This window comes from Nostoc sp. FACHB-888 (assembly GCF_014696655.1).
Lineage (GTDB): Bacteria > Cyanobacteriota > Cyanobacteriia > Cyanobacteriales > Nostocaceae > Nostoc.
The window spans coordinates 1-20,884 of record NZ_JACJQM010000071.1 but is presented as its reverse complement, the minus strand read 5'-3'; the positions used below and the strand labels follow the sequence as shown (position 1 = coordinate 20,884).

Annotated in this window: 20 protein-coding genes and 3 pseudogenes; 13 read left to right on the top strand and 10 right to left on the bottom strand. The window is 40.1% G+C overall.

Annotated features, from left to right (window positions below):
• Nucleotides 1-86 precede the first annotated feature (86 nt).
• From H6G26_RS27980 to H6G26_RS27970, 3 genes and pseudogenes are all read right to left on the bottom strand, one after another.
• Nucleotides 87-656, bottom strand: a complete 570-nt coding sequence (locus H6G26_RS27980; protein ID WP_190733326.1) for a Uma2 family endonuclease — start codon at nucleotides 654-656, stop codon at nucleotides 87-89.
• 57 nt (nucleotides 657-713) lie between these two features.
• A pseudogene (locus tag H6G26_RS27975) lies at nucleotides 714-872 on the bottom strand (uracil phosphoribosyltransferase); the annotation flags it as partial.
• A 17-nt stretch (nucleotides 873-889) separates the two neighbouring features.
• Nucleotides 890-1,051, bottom strand: a pseudogene (locus tag H6G26_RS27970) (DUF1688 family protein); the annotation flags it as partial.
• Between the two features lie 250 nt (nucleotides 1,052-1,301).
• Here H6G26_RS27970 and H6G26_RS27965 point away from each other — a divergent pair.
• The 7 genes and pseudogenes from H6G26_RS27965 to rtcA all read left to right on the top strand — a co-directional run bounded on the left by H6G26_RS27965 (nucleotide 1,302) and on the right by rtcA (nucleotide 6,091).
• Entirely contained in the window at nucleotides 1,302-1,784 is a 483-nt protein-coding gene (locus H6G26_RS27965; protein ID WP_190733324.1) for a tetratricopeptide repeat protein, read from the top strand.
• Nucleotides 1,785-1,805: 21 nt separating this feature from the next.
• Nucleotides 1,806-2,870: an ABC transporter substrate-binding protein gene (locus H6G26_RS27960; RefSeq protein WP_190733323.1), complete on the top strand. Its 1,065-nt coding sequence runs from the start codon at nucleotides 1,806-1,808 to the stop codon at nucleotides 2,868-2,870.
• Between the two features lie 28 nt (nucleotides 2,871-2,898).
• Nucleotides 2,899-3,663, top strand: coding sequence for an ABC transporter ATP-binding protein (locus H6G26_RS27955; RefSeq protein ID WP_190733321.1), 765 nt, complete (start codon nucleotides 2,899-2,901; stop codon nucleotides 3,661-3,663).
• A gap of 14 nt (nucleotides 3,664-3,677) precedes the next feature.
• The gene (locus tag H6G26_RS27950; protein WP_190733338.1) at nucleotides 3,678-4,505 is read left to right on the top strand and encodes an ABC transporter permease; all 828 of its coding nucleotides are present in this window, start codon (nucleotides 3,678-3,680) and stop codon (nucleotides 4,503-4,505) included.
• A gap of 95 nt (nucleotides 4,506-4,600) precedes the next feature.
• Nucleotides 4,601-4,750, top strand: a complete 150-nt coding sequence (locus H6G26_RS27945) for a hypothetical protein (RefSeq protein ID WP_190733319.1) — start codon at nucleotides 4,601-4,603, stop codon at nucleotides 4,748-4,750.
• A pseudogene (locus H6G26_RS27940) lies at nucleotides 4,705-4,899 on the top strand (FAD-binding protein); the annotation flags it as partial. The gene H6G26_RS27945 and the pseudogene H6G26_RS27940, both read left to right, overlap by 46 nt.
• Nucleotides 4,900-5,044: 145 nt before the next feature.
• On the top strand, nucleotides 5,045-6,091 hold the full coding sequence (rtcA, locus tag H6G26_RS27935; RefSeq protein WP_190733317.1) for an RNA 3'-terminal phosphate cyclase: 1,047 nt from the start codon (nucleotides 5,045-5,047) through the stop codon (nucleotides 6,089-6,091).
• Between the two features lie 311 nt (nucleotides 6,092-6,402).
• On the opposite strand, the gene H6G26_RS27930 is transcribed toward rtcA, so the two are convergent.
• The gene (locus H6G26_RS27930) at nucleotides 6,403-6,588 is read right to left on the bottom strand and encodes a hypothetical protein (protein WP_190733315.1); all 186 of its coding nucleotides are present in this window, start codon (nucleotides 6,586-6,588) and stop codon (nucleotides 6,403-6,405) included.
• Between the two features lie 88 nt (nucleotides 6,589-6,676).
• The gene (locus H6G26_RS27925) at nucleotides 6,677-8,128 is read right to left on the bottom strand and encodes an MFS transporter (protein WP_190733314.1); all 1,452 of its coding nucleotides are present in this window, start codon (nucleotides 8,126-8,128) and stop codon (nucleotides 6,677-6,679) included.
• Nucleotides 8,129-8,205: 77 nt separating this feature from the next.
• On the opposite strand from H6G26_RS27925, the gene H6G26_RS27920 reads away from it, so the two are divergent.
• The 3 genes from H6G26_RS27920 (at nucleotide 8,206) to H6G26_RS27910 (ending at nucleotide 11,135) form a co-directional block, all read left to right on the top strand.
• Nucleotides 8,206-8,715, top strand: a complete 510-nt coding sequence (locus tag H6G26_RS27920) for a phosphoribosyltransferase (RefSeq protein WP_190733312.1) — start codon at nucleotides 8,206-8,208, stop codon at nucleotides 8,713-8,715.
• A 245-nt stretch (nucleotides 8,716-8,960) separates the two neighbouring features.
• Nucleotides 8,961-9,515, top strand: a complete 555-nt coding sequence (locus tag H6G26_RS27915) for a GIY-YIG nuclease family protein (protein WP_190733310.1) — start codon at nucleotides 8,961-8,963, stop codon at nucleotides 9,513-9,515.
• Between the two features lie 3 nt (nucleotides 9,516-9,518).
• Nucleotides 9,519-11,135 carry a DNA sulfur modification protein DndB gene (locus tag H6G26_RS27910; protein ID WP_190733308.1) on the top strand — a complete coding sequence of 539 codons (1,617 nt, stop codon included), beginning with the start codon at nucleotides 9,519-9,521 and terminating at the stop codon, nucleotides 11,133-11,135.
• 47 nt (nucleotides 11,136-11,182) lie between these two features.
• Here the strand turns inward: H6G26_RS27910 and topA are convergent, their stop codons facing one another.
• The gene (gene topA, locus H6G26_RS27905; RefSeq protein ID WP_190733306.1) at nucleotides 11,183-13,348 is read right to left on the bottom strand and encodes a type I DNA topoisomerase; all 2,166 of its coding nucleotides are present in this window, start codon (nucleotides 13,346-13,348) and stop codon (nucleotides 11,183-11,185) included.
• 327 nt (nucleotides 13,349-13,675) lie between these two features.
• Between topA and H6G26_RS27900 the strand changes: the two genes are divergently transcribed.
• Together H6G26_RS27900 and H6G26_RS27895 are read left to right on the top strand one after the other, a co-directional pair.
• The gene (locus H6G26_RS27900; protein WP_190733304.1) at nucleotides 13,676-15,028 is read left to right on the top strand and encodes an AAA family ATPase; all 1,353 of its coding nucleotides are present in this window, start codon (nucleotides 13,676-13,678) and stop codon (nucleotides 15,026-15,028) included.
• Entirely contained in the window at nucleotides 15,025-15,891 is an 867-nt protein-coding gene (locus H6G26_RS27895) for a DUF4435 domain-containing protein (RefSeq protein ID WP_190733302.1), read from the top strand. Before H6G26_RS27900 ends, H6G26_RS27895 begins: the two co-directional genes overlap by 4 nt.
• A gap of 246 nt (nucleotides 15,892-16,137) precedes the next feature.
• Here the strand turns inward: H6G26_RS27895 and ftsH are convergent, their stop codons facing one another.
• Nucleotides 16,138-18,048, bottom strand: coding sequence for an ATP-dependent zinc metalloprotease FtsH (ftsH, locus tag H6G26_RS27890; protein ID WP_190733300.1), 1,911 nt, complete (start codon nucleotides 18,046-18,048; stop codon nucleotides 16,138-16,140).
• Nucleotides 18,049-18,479: 431 nt separating this feature from the next.
• Between ftsH and H6G26_RS27885 the strand changes: the two genes are divergently transcribed.
• On the top strand, nucleotides 18,480-19,025 hold the full coding sequence (locus H6G26_RS27885; protein WP_190733298.1) for an NADPH-dependent FMN reductase: 546 nt from the start codon (nucleotides 18,480-18,482) through the stop codon (nucleotides 19,023-19,025).
• Between the two features lie 116 nt (nucleotides 19,026-19,141).
• On the opposite strand, the gene H6G26_RS27880 is transcribed toward H6G26_RS27885, so the two are convergent.
• The 3 genes from H6G26_RS27880 to H6G26_RS27870 all read right to left on the bottom strand — a co-directional run bounded on the left by H6G26_RS27880 (nucleotide 19,142) and on the right by H6G26_RS27870 (nucleotide 20,703).
• Nucleotides 19,142-19,294, bottom strand: a complete 153-nt coding sequence (locus H6G26_RS27880; RefSeq protein WP_190733296.1) for a ribbon-helix-helix protein, CopG family — start codon at nucleotides 19,292-19,294, stop codon at nucleotides 19,142-19,144.
• A gap of 323 nt (nucleotides 19,295-19,617) precedes the next feature.
• A complete protein-coding gene (locus tag H6G26_RS27875) occupies nucleotides 19,618-19,791 on the bottom strand; it encodes a hypothetical protein (RefSeq protein WP_190733294.1) in 174 nt (57 codons plus the stop codon).
• 318 nt (nucleotides 19,792-20,109) lie between these two features.
• Nucleotides 20,110-20,703 carry a rhodanese-like domain-containing protein gene (locus tag H6G26_RS27870; protein WP_190733292.1) on the bottom strand — a complete coding sequence of 198 codons (594 nt, stop codon included), beginning with the start codon at nucleotides 20,701-20,703 and terminating at the stop codon, nucleotides 20,110-20,112.
• Between the last annotated feature and the right edge of the window lie 181 nt (nucleotides 20,704-20,884).

Sequence of the window (20,884 nt, the reverse complement as noted above, 5' to 3'; positions counted from 1 at the left end):
CAATGCCTCCGCCGGGTTAGGAAGCCTTGAAGATATTAATAGATATTTAGTTTACTAAAGATTGTGTAGCATACCCAATAAATTGATTATTCAAAAACTACATCTTCGTAAAGTGCTGCTATTGTTTCCTCAAAATCCACGCTGTCGAGTCGAAATGATTTATCTTCTGCTGTGTAAGATTGTAAAACCCAAAGCTTCTGCTCATTGCGTCGAAAACACTCGACTCGCTGACGTTTCGTATTAATTAAAACATACTCTTGCAGACTTTCCAGCGCTTGATAATCGGCGAATTTGTCGCCCCGGTCAAAGGCTTCAGTAGAATTAGATAAAACTTGGACAATTAAACAGGGAAATCTTTTATAAGCTGGCGTTTCTTGATCTCGTTGGTCGCAAGTAACGATAACATCGGGATAATAAAAGCGATTTAGAGATTCAATTCTGGCTTTCATGTCAGCGATGTAAACACGACAACCAGAGCCGCGCACATGATTACGGAGGAGAGATGCCAGGTTAAGAGAAATAGTAACGTGTGCGTCAAGCGCTCCAGCCATTGCGTAGATGTAGCCATCTATGTATTCATGTTTGACAGGGTTTTCTTCCTCTATTTGGAGGTACTCTTCAGGGGTAAGGTCGTTCTGTTGGGGTGAGGCTATCATATTTGAAACTTCAAGGTTTAAATGATACTGATTTCTAGGCTGAAGTTAATAACCTATTTATTTTGTACCAAATAAGCGATCGCCTGCATCTCCCAACCCAGGAATAATATAGCCATGCTCATCCAAATGCTCATCAATGGCGGCGGTATACAATGGCACATCTGGATGTATTTCACAAAAATGCTTGATACCTTCCGGTGCAGCGAGTAACGTCAAATTTAACCCAGTTTCTACTCATCATAACGCCAATCATTCCCCGCACCCGCATCTAACAATACACTGATAATTGCCAAATCAAACTTAGCAGTAGCTTTTTCCAGAGGCGCTAGTCCCGCTAGCTGGCTATCTAACTGGGTTAAACGCGGTACACCCCCAACTTCAAAATGTCGCCAACGACATTTTTTTGGGGATCTTTTTATCAGCTATTAACCACTAAGGATCTGTCAACTACCTCTAGTTAGTTTTTACTTTTATGACTCTAAATGTCGAGTGTGGTATTAGTCGTATACTGAATACAATAAATAACACAGAAATTTTATAATTAGCAATAAAATACCGCAATTTTAAAGATGGCTTTAAAAATCATTTAATAGATATATTTTGTGAGAAAGTTAATACAAAGGTATATTCACTGATCTCAAATTCATGGATTCTTTATCTATCAATTCCTTACTTGAAGAGTTGAAAAACCCAGATGCCACAGTCCGCGAAAAGGCAACCAGAAAAATCTGGCGGATTTGGTTTCAGCAAAAGGGAATCTATGGGCTGGAAATAATTGATCGCAGTCAAAAGTTACTGGATGCAGGTGAAATTGCTGAAGCCGAAACAGCATTGACAGCGCTAATCAAAGACCAGCCAGATTTTGCCGAAGCTTGGAACCGCCGTGCTTTTCTCTATTACAGTATTGGAGATTATCAAAAATCTTTGGCAGATTGTCAGATGGTTGTGCAGATAAATCCGATACATTTTGGGGCGCTTCACGGCATGGGTTTGTGTTATGCAGCACTAGGAGAATATAGTGAAGCCATCAAAGCTTTTAAAGGCGCTCTAGAAATTCAGCCCTATTCGCTAGTGAATCAAAAGTTGATTCTAGAATGTACATTTAGATTCACCTACAACGGCAAATAAGATAGAGCATCATACTGTTTTATGAATCCGTCATTACCCTCATCAACAGCAATTAATCGCCTTAATCGCCGCAATTTTATTCAATACTGTTCTATCTGGATTGGTAGTAGCTTCATTGCTGGTTGTACTAACAGCAACCAACCGTCAACTAGCGATTCTCGGTTGGATAAAGTTACATTTGGCACAAACTGGATAGCACAAGCAGAACACGGCGGATTTTACCAGGCGATTGCCACGGGTATCTACAAAGACTACGGTTTAGATGTAACTATCAAAATGGGTGGCCCGCAGGTTCCCAGTGGTACTCAATTGTTGATGGGGGGTACGGTAGATTTCTTCATGGGTTATGGCATAGATGCCGTGAATGCCATAGCACAAAGCATTCCCAAAATCACAGTCGCAGCAATTTTCCAGAAAGATCCCTGGTGTCTTATTGCACATCCCAACCCAGGAATTAAAACCCTTGCCGACCTCAAAGGCAAACCAATTTATGTCTCTGCTTCTGCTAATATCACCTATTGGCCTTTACTCGAAGCTAAGTATGGTTTTACCGAAGATCAAAAACGCCCTTACAACTTTAATCCTGCTCCTTTCCTGATTGACAAAAACTCAGCCCAGCAAGGTTATATTACATCTGAACCCTTTGCTATTAAAAAGCAGGGTGGTTTTCAGCCAGTAGTATTTTTATTAGCAGATTATGGTTATCAACCCTATGCAACCACTATTGAAACAAAAAAAGAACTAGTAGAAAAAAATCCCGAATTAGTGCGGCGATTTGTTGATGCCTCAATTAAAGGTTGGTATAGCTACCTAGAAAATCCCCAACCAGGTAATCAATTAATTAAAAAAGATAATCCAGAAATGACCGATGAGCAACTTGTCTATAGCATTCAAAAACTAAAAGAATATGGAATTATCCTTTCTGATGCCGCCGAAAAACAAGGCATTGGGGCAATGAGTGATCAAAAGTGGACATCACTCTTTGAGAGCATGGTTGATACTAAGATTTCTAAATCCAATGTTAACTACAAGGAAGCATACACCTTGCAATTTGTGAATAAAGGGGTAGGCTATTACAAGAAGTAAGCCGCTTGCTATTCTCTAGATTTTTTGAATGAGTCACCATCCCGTTGTCACACTCAATCATATTAGCAAGGTCTACACCAATGGCACTGTTGCCCTACAAGACCTAAATTTAGAAATTTCAGAGTCGCAATTTGTTAGTTTAGTTGGTCCCTCAGGGTGCGGTAAAAGTACAGTCCTGCGCCTGATTGCGGGATTAGGAGGCACGAGTTCTGGTAGTATTGACTGGGGTATAACTCAGGAAGCAAAAAAGCTGGCTTTTGTTTTTCAAGATGCTGCACTCATGCCTTGGACTAACGTCAGAGAGAATGTCCGCCTACCGCTAAAGTTGGCGAGAATGTCTAAAAAAGATAGCCAAAAATTGGTGCAGCAGACATTAAAACTGGTAGGATTAGAAGGTTTTGAAGAGAACTATCCCCGCCAATTATCAGGTGGGATGAAAATGCGGGTATCAATTGCTAGGGCATTAGTTACTCAGCCAAATGTCCTGTTAATGGATGAACCATTTGGGGCATTAGATGAAATTACTCGTAGCAAACTTAATGGTGATTTACTCAATTTATGGCTTCAAAACCGCTGGACGGTGGTTTTTGTTACCCACAATATTTACGAAGCAGTGTACTTATCAAATCGGGTGCTAATCATGGGGATAAGTCCGGGAAGGATCGTAGCAGATGTAGAAATTGATGCTCCCTATCCCCGTGACGATGATTTTCGGACATCATTGCTGTATAACCAATATTGTCGGGAGATCTCTCAGCATCTAGCCCAAGCTATCAGCTTTGCGCCAATTTGAAATTTTTAATTTCTATGCTATTTATCCGTCGTGCCCAATCACAAAAAACATTGAGTAAGTTTTTTTCTGCTGACGTTTGGGCACCGATGTTAGTTGGCGTTATAGCATTAGTATTGTGGGATATATTTGTGCGAATAACACATCTACCTCCTTATATCCTACCTGGACCTTTATTAGTATTTAAAACTTTAATTACTGACTGGAGCGAGCTTTTTCCGTCATTATTAATTACACTACAAATCACAATCGTTGCTTTTATTGCTGCGGCTATTTCTGGTTTACTTATGGCGATTTTATTTAGCCAAAGTAAATGGATTGAACGCAGTTTATTTCCCTATGCAGTAATTTTACAAACAACTCCCATAGTTGCGATCGCACCCTTAATCATTCTTTGGTTAAAAAATAACACTTTCGCCGCCTTAGTACTTTGTGCCTGGATTGTCGCCTTTTTCCCCATCGTATCCAACACTACACTAGGACTTAACAGCGTTGACCGGAACTTGATCAACCTATTTCAACTTTACAAAGCTTCTCGCTGGCAAACTCTGCTATATCTCCGTTTACCCAGCGCCATGCCCTATTTCTTAGGTGGTTTAAAAATTAGCGGTGGTTTAGCATTAATTGGCGCAGTTGTAGCCGAATTTGTCGCTGGTACTGGTGGGGCAAAATCTGGCATTGCTTACCGAATTTTAATTTCCAGCTACAACTTACAAATTCCTCGGATGTTCGCAGCATTATTTCTCACAACTGGGTTGGGTGTATTAATTTTTGTCAGCTTGAGCGCTCTATCTGACTTTATATTAAGTAAGTGGCATGAAAGTGCTGTGAAACATGAGAATTAAGATTTTAAAACGCAAAGGAGCGCAGAGGGAAGCGCAGAGGTTCGCAGAGGAGTTAATTCTCTGCGCCCCTCTGCGTTAAAAAAAAGATATAAGCTATGACGACATTGGATGCCCTAATTAATTCTCTAGAAGGCGTAGAAACCATCACCGACTCCGCCCAAGTCGCAAAATTATCCCAAGATTATCATAGCTTTAGCCAGAACGCCTCAATGAGATTATTCGCTATCAAGAAGAACAGGGTGTGAGTATTGCCAATCCTCATACGTATATTATTGAAGATGGCGGCAGAAAAGTTATTGACCCTGAGCAGTTAAAATTTAAGGAAATAGTTGACCCATATCGATTGATGAATCCCGGTAAAAGCAAGGTTCTTCAATTGCAAATTCAAAATTAGCAAACTACAAAAAACACATATCAAAACTTTTTCTGTATATTTGTGTAACTTGTCTTCAAAAAATTAGCTCTTAGACGTTTATAATTTGTGGTTTGATTTTAAGAGCCGTGGGGATAACCCAAAATCCACCATTCCAAAATCGCCCATGATTGAAATTGACGGTTCCTACGGAGAGGGGGGCGGACAAGTTCTTCGCACTTCCTTAAGTCTAGCGGCCATCACTGGCGAACCCATACGAATTTCAGGCATTCGCGCTGGACGCAAAAAGCCAGGATTAGCAGCACAACACTTAACAGCAGTTCGGGCTGCGGCGAGGATTTGTAATGCCCAACTACAGGGTGATGCTTTGGGTTCAATGCTGCTGGAATTCATCCCAGGTAGTGCTGTGCAAGCTGGAACTTATACCTTTGATGTTAGTAAAGCACAAGTTGGTGGTTCTGCGGGTGCGATCGCTCTAGTTTTACAGACAATTCTTTTACCTTTGGCACTAGCATCTGGCAATTCCCAGATCACACTAAAGGGTGGAACTCATGTAAACTTTAGCCCGACAGTGACCTACATTGAGCAAGTTTATTTGCCGATATTGCAACGCATGGGTGTAGAAGCCCAAGTCAAGTTAGGCGCTTGGGGGTGGTTTCCCCAAGGTGGGGGAGAAGTACAGTTGCAGGTGAGTGGCGATGGTAAACTCAACGGGATTAACTTGTTGGAACGGGGAAATTTACAACAGGTGCGAGGGCTAGCAGTGGTAACAGAATTACCCTCGCATATTCCCCAACGGATGGCGAATCGTGCCGAGAATTTGTTACGCGAAGCTCATTTGAAAGTTCGTGTGCAGACTTTGCGAGAAAGAGGTGTAGCACCTGGGGCAGGTATTTTTTTAACTGCTGAGTATGAGAACAGCTTAACTGGCTTTGGTGGATTTGGGCGTTTGCGGTTGTCGGCGGAAACAGTTGCAGAAATTGCTTGTCAGCAACTGCTTGAGTTTCATCACACTGGCGCAGCAGTGGATGAACATTTAGCAGATCAGTTATTATTGCCAGCTGCTTTAGCGTCACAGGAAAGTCATTACCGGGTGGCTGAGGTGAGTAGACATTTGACGACGAATGCGGCGGTAATTGAACAATTTGGGTTAGCGCAGATTACGGTAAATGAAGCTGAGAAAATCGTGTCGGTGAAGAGTTTAATTACATGAAATAGAGAAAGCTTTAACCCCAACGACAAAATTAACCGTGGGGTGTATAGCTAGATAGAAATTTGCCTCATTTCCACTCTTGAAAATGAGGCAAAGGCATTTTTATAAGCGGAGACAGAAAACTTTTGATAGTTTATTTAAGAGGATTTGCAATCAAACTTGTAACCCGCATGTATTCCAACAATAAGCGACTAACCAATTTACAGGGCAATGCAAATGTAGTTGAGACTAAGTTCAGTTGTCTCTGATACTAGCTCTTTAATTAAGTATAGAACAGAGCGTTTGAATTGACCTCTGTCAAAGGCATATACTTAGGTTAAGTCAGGTTGCGATCGCAAATACAAGAAATTAGAGGCGTTGCATAAATGCGGGATGAATTGGCGGGTGAAACTATTGGTAATTCGTTCTAAATTGGGCGAAATCATCCCATGATTCAGCAACGCCGAAATTAGGCATTGGGCGTTGGGAATTCGTCTGGTAGAGCCTTTGAACTCCATTAATGAGTCTTTGATACTCGTGAACAAGCATAAAAATTCACCTTGTCCCCTTGTCTCCCCTGCCCCCTTCCTCCCCTGCCCCACTCCCTCAACTCCCCCTCTTCTCTTGCCGTTCTTTAAGTTTCAGCATGATCTCTGCATGCATCTCGCGGGTAATTGGGTAAAAATAAGTTAAAACTAAGCCACAAAGCAAACAAACTGTAGGTATAGGCCCAACAGCAATGCGAATAGCAAACAGTGCAGATTCAGGTTGAATGGGTAGTGGACTTCCGGCTACAGATTCTTTGAAACCAGATACTTGCAAAGCATTTCCCACCAAAAACAGCCCGAAAGCTAAACCAAATTTTTGCAGCAAAACCATGAAGCCATAAAAAATGCCTTCCCTGCGTTGTCCAGTTTGCAGTTCATCCAATTCAATCACATCTGGCATCATCGACCAGGGAATTAGATAAGCTGTGGAAACACCAATACCTGCCATGACAGCCATCACATACATCAAAACTATTTGACCAGGTTTTAAGAAAAATAGTCCGGCGGCGGCTATTATCCACAAACTCATTCCCAGAAAATAAACAACTTTTTTGCCGACTTTTTTACTCAACTCACCCCAGACAAATAGCATCAGCAGGGCAGTTGCTTGGACTGCAATCAGCACAGTGGGCACATCTGATTCTTTAAGAGCCATACAATTGACTACAAAATAGGGAATAATGCTGGCTGTAATCTGCACACCTAGCCAAGAACAAAGATATATACCAATAACAAATAAAAAAGGTCGGTTGCTAAAGACAATTTTTAGCTGTTCGCCGAAGGGGAGAGATGCAGGTTCCTCGGCTAGAATGCGTTTAGCCTCAAAAGCCAAGATGCGATCGCGGACTCCAAAAACGCACCAATATAATCCTAAAATCGAAATTACAGTACAAACTGCTGCTAAAGCGAGATATGCTTGTTGGCGATCGGCAATTTTGATAAAAATAATTAGCGCTAAAATCAATGACAGAATGCTGCCACCAATGGAAAATGTAAAGCGATAGCTGTTAAGGCTGGTGCGTTCGTCGTAATCTTGAGTTAGTTCTGGAGTCATCGCCGTATAAGGCAAATTCACAACCGTGTAAAACGACTGAGATAGAATCCCAATCGCTACGTAATACCAGAACAGCGGCCAAATATTCTCACTCTGATTTGCACTAAATTGCGGTACAGTCCACTGCAAGAAGAAGAAAATTCCAAAGGGAATAGCCCCATAAAATATCCAAGGAAGACGACGGCCCCAACGGCGAGATTTTGTTTTATCAGTCAGGAACCCGACAAGCGGATCATTTACCCCATCCCAGATTTTGCCAATCATCAAAATAGTGCCAGCTAAACCCGCAGGGATACCAGCGACATTAGTAAAGAAAATCAGCAGATAAAAGACAGAAATATTTGCAGTAATTGCCGGCCCTAAATCCCCTGCACCGTAAGCCAGCTTGGTTTTTAAGTCGAGTTTTTCAGTAAGAGGATTTCGTTGGGCATCGCCATCAGCAGTAGAATCATTCATAAAACTTTGCACTCATACTAAAATAAAAAGTCTGCGATTGCCTTAAATATTAGCTATCTACCACTCCCGTTAGACTTATGCCAGACCTTTATGTTTCTTGGTCAGATTATCACCAAAAAATCGAACAACTGGCTATTCAGATTTATGAATCCGGTTGGGAATTTAACCAGATTATCTGTCTTGCCAGAGGAGGACTAAGAGTTGGAGATATTCTTTCCCGTATATACCAGCAGCCTCTGGCAATTTTAGCAACCTCATCCTACAGTGGCACTGAAAGAAATAATTTAATTTTCTCCCGCCACCTAACGATGACTGCCGAAAATTTAGGTTCGCGCATTCTCCTAGTAGATGATTTGGTAGACTCTGGGGTAACACTCCAGCAGACTATACCTTGGCTCAAGCAAAATACTGATTTCCCCATTGAGGAAATTCGCACCGCCGTTCTTTGGTATAAAGCCTGTTCAGTTATAGCACCCAATTATTATGTTGATTATCTGCCTGACAACCCCTGGATTCATCAACCTTTTGAACACTACGAGCAGATGAATATCGCAGAACTTGCGGCTAAAGTGAATCAATTGTGTTAAAAATACATAGACTAATATTCACCAGCTTCTAGCTGCTCGTTACTTGTGCTTAAATACACATTACAACCTCTAAACAGTCTATATTCTGTTTTAGGAGCATCGTGTGTCTTTGAGATATATATACTCTTGTTCTTCAGGCGTGAATAGATAACGTCTTGAATGTCAGGTGTTGAGGAAAGGGATAGCTTTCTGCTCATGGTAATGGAACGGAGCTTTCTGATCTAAATTTTTTATGATTTCTATCTATGGAAGAAACAGTCCACGACAACTTTTTCAAGAACTTTACTGTAGTCACAGCAACTATATCTGCCGCAGATTATCTTCCTGAAACATCAGGTATTTATGCCTTATATCATGCATTTGATTTTTTAGAAAATAAATTATCTGACCATATAGAGACTCGTATGAAAAATACGGTATTTAAAACAAAGTTTTCTGAGAAAGATAATAGAAGCAAGTTCATTGTCGATACTTGTGGAGAGTCAGTTGGTTTGTCTCCAAAAATGGATGAATTTATCAAAGCTGTTTCTCAGCCTAAAGAACGAAGAATTTTAAAAAGTCTTCTCATCTCATGTAGCATTCTCCAACGACCGGATTACATTGGCACTGCAAGTAACTTAAGAGATAGATTCATTCAGCATTTGGAGCGAGATGATGGGTTTTTCTTAAAGTACGCAAGCTTAAGATCCAATGATGAATTTTTATTCGTTTGTTTACCTTGCCCAAAAAATATTTCTAGAGAGTTAGAAAGCCTATTAATTCAACTATGTCAGCCTAAATTTAATACACAGAGGAGTTAGAAAATGGAACTAGATAATCAGTCTCCAGAGACGATTGAATATAAGGCAATCAGTGGTAAGTTTGGTGATGTTAGGTACTTTATAACAACACTTGATCAAAGTGACGCAGTTGAAAATATTAGATTTGCTGATGAAATTCAAGGCAGTTGGAGTTTCTCGGAACGAGTTCAGAGGAAACTAGATGAAAACAGAGCGAATACAGAAATATTTTCTTACTTAGCACAGGGTGGAATTCGCTTTTTTAATTCAATTGTTGTCGTACTGTTACCCAACTCGAATGACCAAAGAGAGTTTTGGGACTTCTCTACAGTTAGTAGCGACGGAAAACCTATTGAAAAATGGGTCAATTTAAAATTATATAAGAATGTAGCTAGAATTGTAATTGATGGTCAACATAGACTTCTTTCACTAAGGAGATATTGGAATGCCCATACTGGAAAAGAGCCTTTAAATCCTCAACAAATAAATGAAAATTTCAATTGCTCAGAAACCTTTGATATACCAGTGGTTTATCTAGTCTTTCGCGATCTTGGCAAGGTGGGTCATGCAGACTCAAGCGAAACTGTAAGAGATGAGATAATTAAAGCAACTCGCAATATCTTTACAGTTATAAACAAAACTGCGAAATCAATCGATAAACAAACTCAACTATTGCTTGATGACAGTAAAATATCAGCATTGATTCCTAGAAAGCTTTTAGAGGAAGGAGTGCTTGAAGATAGATTCGTTAAATGGTCTTCCAAGTCAAGGAATTTGACTCAATCAGAACCTTACCTAACGACTCTAGATTTGGTTCGCCAATGTACTATTGAACTATTGAAAGATTATCAGAAGCAAGCTTTAAAGAAATCATTTAATTCACTAACAGAACGTGATACAGCTCTAGCAACCTATTATGAGTCTCATCCTAAACTTCCTGTAATAGGCACAAAAGCATTGCTTAAGTGGTTTTTTACTGAACTTCAACCATTCAAGGATTGGGTATCACAGCTTAACTACGTAGGTATTAATATCCCTATTCAACCTGAACAATCTCGATTAAGTGCAGTTCAAAAAACAAGTATAAAAGAATTACGAGATTCTAACGTTCTGTATACAATACTAGGACAAAAAATTCTATTTTCTGCTGTTTCAAGGTTCCTCCTTAAGATCAGAATAGAGTACCGTATTCCAGCGATTCTTGATGCCGTATCGCTTAGTATTACTAAAATGGATAAAGATGGCTTTTTCTGCCGGAATGCACCCCATTGGTTTAATGTTCTAGTGCGGCCAAATGAAAAGCTAACCATGATCACTACAGGAACTGGAACTGAAAAATGTATAGAATTGGTCAAAATGATATTGTTGGATTCGTCTGATGGCGTGAGAGATTTGATAAAACGTACTAAAGATGATGTCAGTAACGAGATCAGCTGGAATGAAGCTTCGATTTCAACTTGGAGAAGAGAGTTTCATGTGATATTACCTGAAGTTGATTTTATTGATGAGCAGATAAAGGAATCTTCTGAATCAGATGACACCTTTGCTAAAGTTCGAGATTTGCTTGACTCTTCTGAGGAGGACGAAGAGGAATCTGATGAAATTGAAGATGATGAGGATATTTTCAAAGAAACTGAGTAAGTAAAAGATTAAATGTAGTGACCTGCAACACTAATAGCTAAAATTAGTTAAATTTTTGATATCTCCCCAAACTTAGGACTCCACCACCCTTTTTGCGTACTGAAATAAGCCACATCTTTATGTTTAGTATCTTTACGCGATTGTGGGTCAGAACATCGCAACATTTTCTTACTCTGCCCCTCTTTAATATAACTGTACTCTTCTAGAGGTTTCTTACATACCGGGCAGGGATATGCTGTTATTTTGACGGGAAGCTTTTGCTGATTCTCAGCTTGCGCTGCTTTAGTTCGTGGTGGCTGCCAAGTTTTATTAAAATCGCTCCAGAATAGCACAACATCACAGCCTTTTATGCATTTGAGAAAATATTTCTTTTTAACTTTACTACTCGGAATTTTGGCGAGAAAACTTTTGCATTCAGGGCATCGCGTTTTAGAAGTTTCATATTTGCGCTCAGTTATCACATTAGCTTTACCTGTTGGGGAACTCGCAACTACAGTTTTAGCTTTGGAAAGCGCTGGTACAAAGTAATTTTGATTCCAACTAGTTAAATAATGCTCCCAAGAGTTTTTTCCTTCAGAAATGGCATCAAGAGCATCTTCCATTTTCGCTGTGAATTCCGCCTCTAGTAAATCAGGCAGTGCTTTGAGCAAAAATGCATCAACTTCTAACCCTAACGCCGTCGGTTGCAGATGGTCTTTTTTCAACTCGACATAATTTCGTTTTTTTAAGGTAGCAACAGTAGGAGCGTATGTACTTGGGCGACCAATTCCTTTACGTTCCATCAGTTGCACTAATTTTGGTTCGCTATAACGGGGTGGTGGCTGAGTCTGCTTCTGCTCATGTCCCGCATTCTCCAGCTTCAATGCTTGTCCCTGTTGTAATGAAGGTAAAACACTATCCTTGCTGAGATTATTCCAGTACCGGGCATAACCGTAAAATTCAATTACTTGCCCTCTGGCTGACCACAGTAGAGAACCAGACTGAGTAATCACCAGAGTTTTACGCAATTGAGCAGCACGACACTGAGAAGCAATTGATCGTTTCCAGATCATCACATACAGATTAAATTCATCATCAGGAAGTTCTAAACGCAATTGAACTGAGGGACGAAACACATCCGTTGGACGAATCGCTTCATGTGCTTCTTGAGCCGATTTGCTACTACGATGCTTGGCGACTTGCTGCGGTACATTCGGCGGATCATTTTGCTCTAACCATTTACGAGCGCTGGCACAAAATTCTGGACTCAGCATTACTGAGTCTGTTCGCATATATGTTATCAACCCTGCCTCATAAAGCTTTTGGGCTACAATCATGGTTTTGTCGGGAGCAAACTTCAGCTTTGAACCGGCTGCTTGCTGAAGGCTGGAAGTTGTAAATGGTGGAGGTGGCTGGCGGTTGACGATTTTTCCTTCAAAATGAATAACCTGATGAGGATGTCGCTGTGCTTCTTCAACTAAACGTGTAGCCTCTGCTTCGGAAAGAACGCGCTTAGATTCCGGTGTTTCTGGACTATTACCTACTTTCGCGTCATCGTGAGTTTCAGTTTCTTGGTCTGCTGCATCTTTTGCAGAATCGACCGTCCCTTTGTAAAAAGCCCGAAATCCTTCAGCATAATCTACCCAGACACTCCAGTAATCTTGGGGAACAAAAGCCAGAATTTCGTTTTCTCGCTGACAAATCAGGTGCAACGTGGCGCTTTGGACTCTGCCAACACTCTTAGCACCGTTATTCAATGCCCAAACTAAAGGGCTACCTTTGTAACCCACCAACTTATCTAGGCAATCTCGGCACAGCCCAGCACCGATTAAGTTTTGGTCTAGCTTTCTGGGATTAGCGATCGCACTCTGTACCGCCGATGCTGTAATCTCAGTATAAATTACTCGTTTCGGTTCCTTTAAACCCAGCGTTTCTTTGAGATGCCAAGCAATTGTTTCACCTTCCCTATCTGGGTCAGTTGCTAAGACAACTTCATCAACTTGCCTCACCGCAGACTTAAGTTTCTGAATTGTTTCCTTCGCTCGTTGGTCACGCGGGACGTAATTGCACCTAACATTACTGCCGTCCATGACGAAGCCCAAAGAATCGTCCCCTTCATTGCTGAGTTCTCGGATATGACCACAACTGGCTAGAACTTTCCAATCCGAACCCAGAATTTGACTGAGTTTTTTGACTTTTCCGGGAGATTCTACCACAAGCAGGCGTTTGATCATAGCAACTGCGTTCTAAATTTTGAGCAATAAACTGGCAATTGCAATGAGCGATCGCCTATTCTCGTGATATCGATTTTCTAGAATACTGTACCAAAAAGCTTTAGCAATTGCTTAACTCACTTTAGAGGTAAATGATGCCTGATTGTGCGATCGCTGTTAGAACTAGCGCAACTATTATGATTTTAGCCTCAACAACCTAGTTAAACAGGGGAAAATCTGTAGCAATATCCCGCAGGATGTGTCGGCTACCCTCTGGGAACTTCCAGAGAAAGATAGAAGTTACAATCAAAGTCATGAAGCCAATGCTTCTTATAGGACTAAATGACTATGCGAATTAAGCAAATTTCTATCAGAGGCTTATTTGGAATCTTTGACCATTTGATTCCATTGAATATAGATGAACGTATCACTATTATTCATGGCCCAAATGGTTTTGGAAAAACAGCGATTTTAAGAATTTTAAATAGTTTTTTTAACTCTCGATACGTAGAGCTAAGAGCTATCCCATTTAAAGACTTTCGAGTTGAATTTGATGATAATAGTAGGATTGAAATTATAAAAAATACTGAAACTTCAGAAAATGCGGAAAAAAATAACATTGTTTTCAAATTTTATCAGCCTTATTCAGAAGCAGTTTATTTTTCTCTAAAGCCACCAAAGATTCGCTCTGATAGAGGATTTCCGATTGTACTTGAAGATTCTGTTATACAAGAAATGCCTTATACTCTAAAATCGCTGGATAATCACATTGGAGCAATTACTTTTTATGAACAAGCTCTAGAAATTGTTGATAATTTATCGTCCTCAAACTTGAAGTCACAAGAAGCCATTCCTGATTGGCTAGAAAAATTGCAAAGCAATATTAATATTCGCCTCATTGAGTCACAACGGTTGCTTAATTTTGTTCCTAACCGTTCTTCCAGACGGTCTGCTGAAACACCTTCAATGTTGTCAACTGTGTCTGCCTATTCTGATGAACTTGCTAAACTGATGCAAGATAAATTTAAGGAATACGGTACAATATCTCAATCTCTTGACAGAACTTTTCCAGTTAGAGTAGTGAAGCAACAATCATCCGCAGATTTAACAGATGAACAACTTCGAGATCAATTAAACGAACTTGAAGCAAATCGCTCTCGTCTAATAGAAGTAGGTCTTTTGGATAAAGATGAAGATTCAGAATTTCAAATCCAGCCTCAAGATATAGATGAAAGCACCAAAAATGCTTTATCGGTATATGTTGAAGATGTGGAAAAAAAGCTGAGTGTTTTTGCTGAAATTGCAAGTAAAATCGAATTGCTAAGGAAAATTATTAATAATAAGTTTGCCTATTCCTACAAAGAAATAAATTTTAGTAAAGAAAAAGGATTTGTTTTTACAACACTTTATCAATCATCGTTATCTAATTCAAAAACTCTTTTACCACCAGATTTATCATCTGGTGAGCAACATGAGTTAGTTCTTCTATATGAACTCTTATTTAAAGTCCAGCCTAACTCTCTAGTTTTAATTGATGAGCCTGAATTATCTCTTCATGTAGGATGGCAGGTTCAGTTTTTAAAGGACTTACAAGACATTACGCAACTTGCAGATTTAAATATACTAATGGCTACTCATTCACCAGATATTATTCAAGATCGCTGGGATTTGACGGTTGAACTGAAAGGGCCACAAAAGTGAGAGATTTTCTGACAGTTGACCGCGTTGCTAACCAAATACGATTACGACGAAGCACATATACTGGAACTTTTTTGTTAGTGGAAGGAAGTTCTGATAAAACTTTCTATAAGCGATTTGTTGACCTATTAGTTTGTGAGTTAGTTGAAACTTCAGGAAAACCCTCTAGTAAACAGCGTGCTATTGAAATTTTAAAAACTTTGGAACAATCAAATTTTCAGGGAGTTTTAGCGATTGTTGATGCAGATTTTGATCGCCTTGAAACTTTGTTATATACCAGTCTTAATCTGCTTTACACGGACAGCCATGACCTTGAAACTATGCTGATTAACTCACCAGCATTTAACAAAGTACTTGCTGAATTTGGTTCTGAAGAGAAAATTGCTCAGTTTAATCGAGATGTAAAATTAGTATTAATTGAAAATGGGATGTCCGTAGGTTATTTGCTTTGGATATCTAAATGTGACGGATTAAATCTAACCTTTGAGGGTATTACATTTAGCAAGTTCATTGATGAGCAAACTCTGCAAATTGATGAACTCAAGATGATTCAAGAGATTAAGAATAAATCCCAAGCTTTCTCTTTGAATGAAAAAAATCTGCAAGAACGGCTAAAGAGTCTGAAAAACAATAACTACGATCCTTGGCAAATCTGTTGTGGTCATCATTTGGTGGAGATTCTGTCGTTTGGTTTACGCAAAGCACTTGGTTCTAACAAAGCTGCTGATGTTGAACCGAACAGTCTTGAGCGTAGTTTACGGCTTGCTTATGAAGAAATTTACTTTCACCAGACACAACTCTACTTGGATATTCGTACATGGGAAAGTAGGAATCAGTCATTTAGAGTTTTACGGAATGACACATAATACCAAATTCGTAAAATTTTTTCTGCGTTCTCTGTGCCTCTGCGGTAGCCTGCGGTAAGCTGCTTCTCTACGAGACGCTACGCGAATGCATCTACATTATGAAAAATAATTTTTCACAAAAAATTCCCGACTTTTGGAAAAAGCCGGGAAGAATATTTGGATTTTCACTAGTACAGCACAGCGCAAATCCTCTTCTTAAAGTTAGGTAAACTTCCGCCACAATGTAGTAAGGAGATCAACTATTTCTTAATGAGGTACAGCTATTTGTGCATCGGCTACCTGGGTATTGTCAGCAACAATTTTGCGGAATAAATCGCCTTCAATTGTTTCCTGTTCTATCAACAAATCTACTAAACGCTCCAAAACTATGCGATTTTCTTGCAACAGTTCTATTGCTCTAATGTAGGATTTGTTAACAATTTCGCGCACCTGTGAATCAATTTTGGCGGCAATTTCCTCAGAATATTCTGATTTATTCATCCAGTCACGTCCCAAAAATACCTCTCCACTCTGATTTTCTAGTGACAATGGGCCTAATTCTGACATCCCGAAGCGTGTCACCATTTGCCGCGCCATTCCTGTAACTTGTTGTAGGTCATTGCCTGCACCTGTGGTCACTTCTGGCTTACCAAAAACAATTTCCTCGGCGGCGCGACCACCCAAAGTAGCAGTAATCCTGGCTTTGAGTTGGGAACGCGAAATTAACCCTTGTTCTTCGTTGGGAGTAAACCAAGTTAATCCCAGTGCTTGTCCCCGTGGGATGAGTGTAACTTTTTGTACAGGGTCATGCCCTTCGAGGAATGTGCCAACTAAAGCATGTCCAACTTCATGATAGGCAATCAAGCGCTTGCTCTTGCTGTCTACTAAGGCGGTACCTTCCATACCTGCAACGACTCTATCGACAGCAGCATCAATTTCTAAAAGGGTGACAGCTTCTTTGCGCCTCCTAGCAGTGAGAATGGCAGCTTCGTTGAGTAAGTTGGCTAAGTCTGCGCCAGTAAAACCAGGAGTGCGACGAGCGATCGCTTCTAATGATACGCTAGGATCAATTTTCTTATTCCGTGCGTGGACTTTCAAAATTTCCAGTCGCCCTTTGAGATCCGGTGCATCCACCATCACTTGTCTGTCAAAGCGTCCTGGCCTGAGCAGCGCTGCATCTAGAACATCTGGGCGGTTAGTGGCAGCAATAATAATAATGCCTGTGTTACCTTCAAAACCATCCATTTCGGTGAGCAGTTGATTGAGGGTTTGTTCGCGCTCGTCGTTACCGCCACCGATACCAGCACCCCGTTGTCTGCCTACTGCGTCAATTTCATCGATAAATATTAGACAAGGCGCATTCTCTTTGGCTTTCTTGAAGAGGTCGCGCACGCGAGATGCACCTACACCAACAAACATTTCCACGAATTCTGAACCGGAAATACTGAAGAATGGTACACCTGCTTCACCTGCGATCGCTTTTGCTAGTAGAGTTTTACCAGTACCAGGAGGGCCAATTAACAGCACTCCTTTGGGAATGCGTGCGCCTACAGCAGTAAATCTTTCTGGCTGTTTCAGGAAAGTAACAACTTCTTCGAGGTCTTCTTTAGCTTCTTCAACCCCGGCTACATCTTCAAATTTCACTCCAGTTTTTGCCTCCATTTGGAAGCGAGCTTTGGATTTGCCAAAGTTCATCGCTTGGCTAGAAGCATTAGTAGAACGCCGGAGGAACAATAGCATTAAAGCCACTAATGGCAAAATCCACATGAGATTGATCAATAGCCCAACAGCAGCTCGACTGTTAGCAGAAGAAACTTCACCAAAATCAACATTCCTCTCTTTGAGAATGTCAATTAACTCTGCATTTTGTGCCAAAAGTCTTACCTGTTGAGGTGGTGTATTATCTTTTTGCCCCTTGAGATAAACCTTTGCTAGCTGTTCGGTTTCGTCAAGCTCTACTCTTTCAACTTCTCCCGCCTTCACTTTCTTGATTAACTGACCATAGTTTATAGAGTTGCTCTCTGCCTTTTGTGCCAAGACGGGAGTACTCCCAAAAATTCCTGGTAACATAATCAAACTAGCTGCGATGCCTACGGCGGGCTGCGCCAACGCACTAACCCAAGCAACGCGCTTTGATGACTGCCTTTTTATCAATGCTTTTTTTCCCAAATTTGTCATAATAATTACCCTTTGTCTGCTGGCACAAGTTGAGCTATGGTTTTATGCCTATTTTTCTATCAAAAATTGTAATAACTGGAAATTACACTTTTCTTATCTAGTCTAACTTCCACACAAAACCATTCCCAAGTTTCTTCCGGTTAGGCATGAGGACGTTCGGCAAGACGCAGAAGGCAGGAGGTTGCTCTTTCAGCATAGTGTGGGCAAGTTTTGGAGACGCTACGCGAAAAAACCTACACTGATTGCTCTCAACTGACTCAGAGATTTTGAGTGGAGTTTAAAGCGCAAGCTCTACCAGAGGTTACCTCAGCTCTTGCTAAATATTAATTTGACACATTCCGACACAAATCGCTAATATCAACATAGTCATAACGATTCCGCTTTTTAAGAAATCTGATGATAGTAGCGAGTTAATAGTTTGTAGGTTAATTATGGTGAGAATTATTGGTATTGGCGGTAGTTTAAGACCCAACTCTTATACTCAGCTTGCTTTACAAATAGCAGTACAAAGGGTAGAAGCTCTTGGTGCAGAGGTGGAAATTCTGGATTTACGGCAGTTGCAACTACCATTTTGCACTGGCGCAAAGGAATATCCAGAGTACCCAGATGTTCAGCGCTTGCAAGATACTGTCAGTCGTGCCGATGGATTAATTTTAGCGACACCTGAATATCATGGTGGAGTTAGTGGTGTCTTGAAAAATGCTCTAGATTTGATGAGCTTTGATCAACTGTCTGATAAAGTGACAGGATTGATTAGCGTCTTGGGTGGCCAGTCTAATAGCAACGCCCTAAATGACCTCCGGCTGATTATCCGTTGGGTACATGGTTGGGTGATTCCCGAACAAATTGCGATCGGGCAAGCTTGGGGTGCGTTCAGCCCTGAAGGCAAGCTAGTAGATGAAAAACTCTCCCAAAGATTTGATCAATTTGCTCAGAGTTTAGTTGATAATACTCGCAAGTTGCGGGGCATAAATTAGTTGCTAGGATAGGCAAGTTCGTAGTAAGGAGTAAAGCTCCTTATTTTCTAAAAGGTTGTTTGGAACTGGACTTTAGTCTAAAGTCCAGTTATATATTGTAATTTCTTTTAAGTTTTTTACTCTTCATCTTCAATGGGAAGAGAGCGAATTAATTCCCGAATTACATCGGTTGCAGGTCTGCCAGTCATTGAACAGTATTTTTCTAGCTTCTCTGCTTCACTTGATGTGAGATTGATTGTAAGTCGTTTAACAGCCCATTTTTTATTCATAATATTAGATAAGTTCGGTTTTTCAACTACTTTTCTAATATCAATCACTTAATCTGTTAATTCATGGGTATTACCAATGACTTTTAATTCAAGAGATGATGAAGGAAACGAATACGTTTTCAAAAAAAATAGTAAAAATGTAAAGTCTATTTGAGAGTATAAAGTTTTAGCGCTTTAAAGGTAGTAATTATCCAGCCAGCATCAAGAAAGTATAAAATTATTTGATGCCAAGTAAGTGCTTTACTCAAATAAGTTTCCCAATTTATTAAAAAAGTAATGAAAACAAAATGCGATCGCCTGACATTTTGCCTTAGTAAAACCTTTCAAGTTAATCTTATACTTGCTGTGTAAAGATTGGGCAGATTGACAGGAGAAGGAATTTGGCAGTGCGATCGCATCTCTCGAAACTCAAGCTGTTGATTCAACTTTGTACTTGGAATGCGTAGGCGCAGCCCGCCGTAGGCATCACCACTAAATCTTGAAGCAAATATTCCCAAATTATTACAGGGAAGTGGTTTACCAAATTATACAACTTTTTTATTTGTTTTTGGATGGTAATATGATGAAATTGTACAACTTTGTTTTTTCAAAAGTTCTGAGTAGCTAACGATAGAATAGTGCTTGTAGGCGCTTAAATTGTACAACTTTTTTAGTTGTTTACATTTTATAATCATGGCTTCTGAACAAGTTATATGGCTTGCGGAAGCTATTTTTTATGAACATAACACGTATATAGATTTTATAATAAAATATTACAAATTGAAAGCGGTTTTTACAGGGAAGAATTAAATTATCGAAATGCGATCGCAGAAACTTCAATGCTCCTGAGCATGGTAACTAGCTTTCAGCAGTTTTCCCCAGATTGTATTGTAAGGATGTACAAGCTGTGTCGGCTGCTCGTCTCTAAAAATGAGCCTTCCTTCATTTGCCCACTCAAAAATTCCACCGCTTAAGTTATAAATGCACTTCATTCCAGCTTTATCGAGCTGCTGGGCTAATTTGGCGCTACGATAGCCAACAGCACAGTACACGACAATTGGTCTGCCTTTTGAAACTATTGAAAGTTCTGCTAAGTCAGGTGAAAGAGCGTTTATATGCGCTGCTGTTTCGATATGGCTCACCGCATACTCTGTCTGACTTCGTGCATCTAGCACTAATGGCCGCGGCTTTGCAGAATCTAATAGCAATTGAGCTAGTTCCTTACTTGTAATTTCCTCAACATTAGGAAACTGCAATCTAATCAGAAGTTTAAGAAAGTTAAACGTAAGCGATCGCACTTGTAAAAATACTCTCTCGCTTTTATAGATAATTGTAAGTTTGATTGTAAATATCAAAAGTATGATATTGACTAGATTTTTCGGATGACCACTATCTATTAACACAGTTTGCTCTAATTTAGAATCTACCATAAGTCTGAAATTTAAATCCACAATTTCATCCTAAATTAAGTTTAAAAAAAGTGGATGGAGAATAATCTGCTGGCTTTAAGGGGTATCCGCCGAGATACGTGCAAATTGGGACACGTTGTAAAGTTTTGTAAAGTCAATTGTCAAAAACCTTGAGTTACCGTCGTTTCAGCCTCAACCGAAA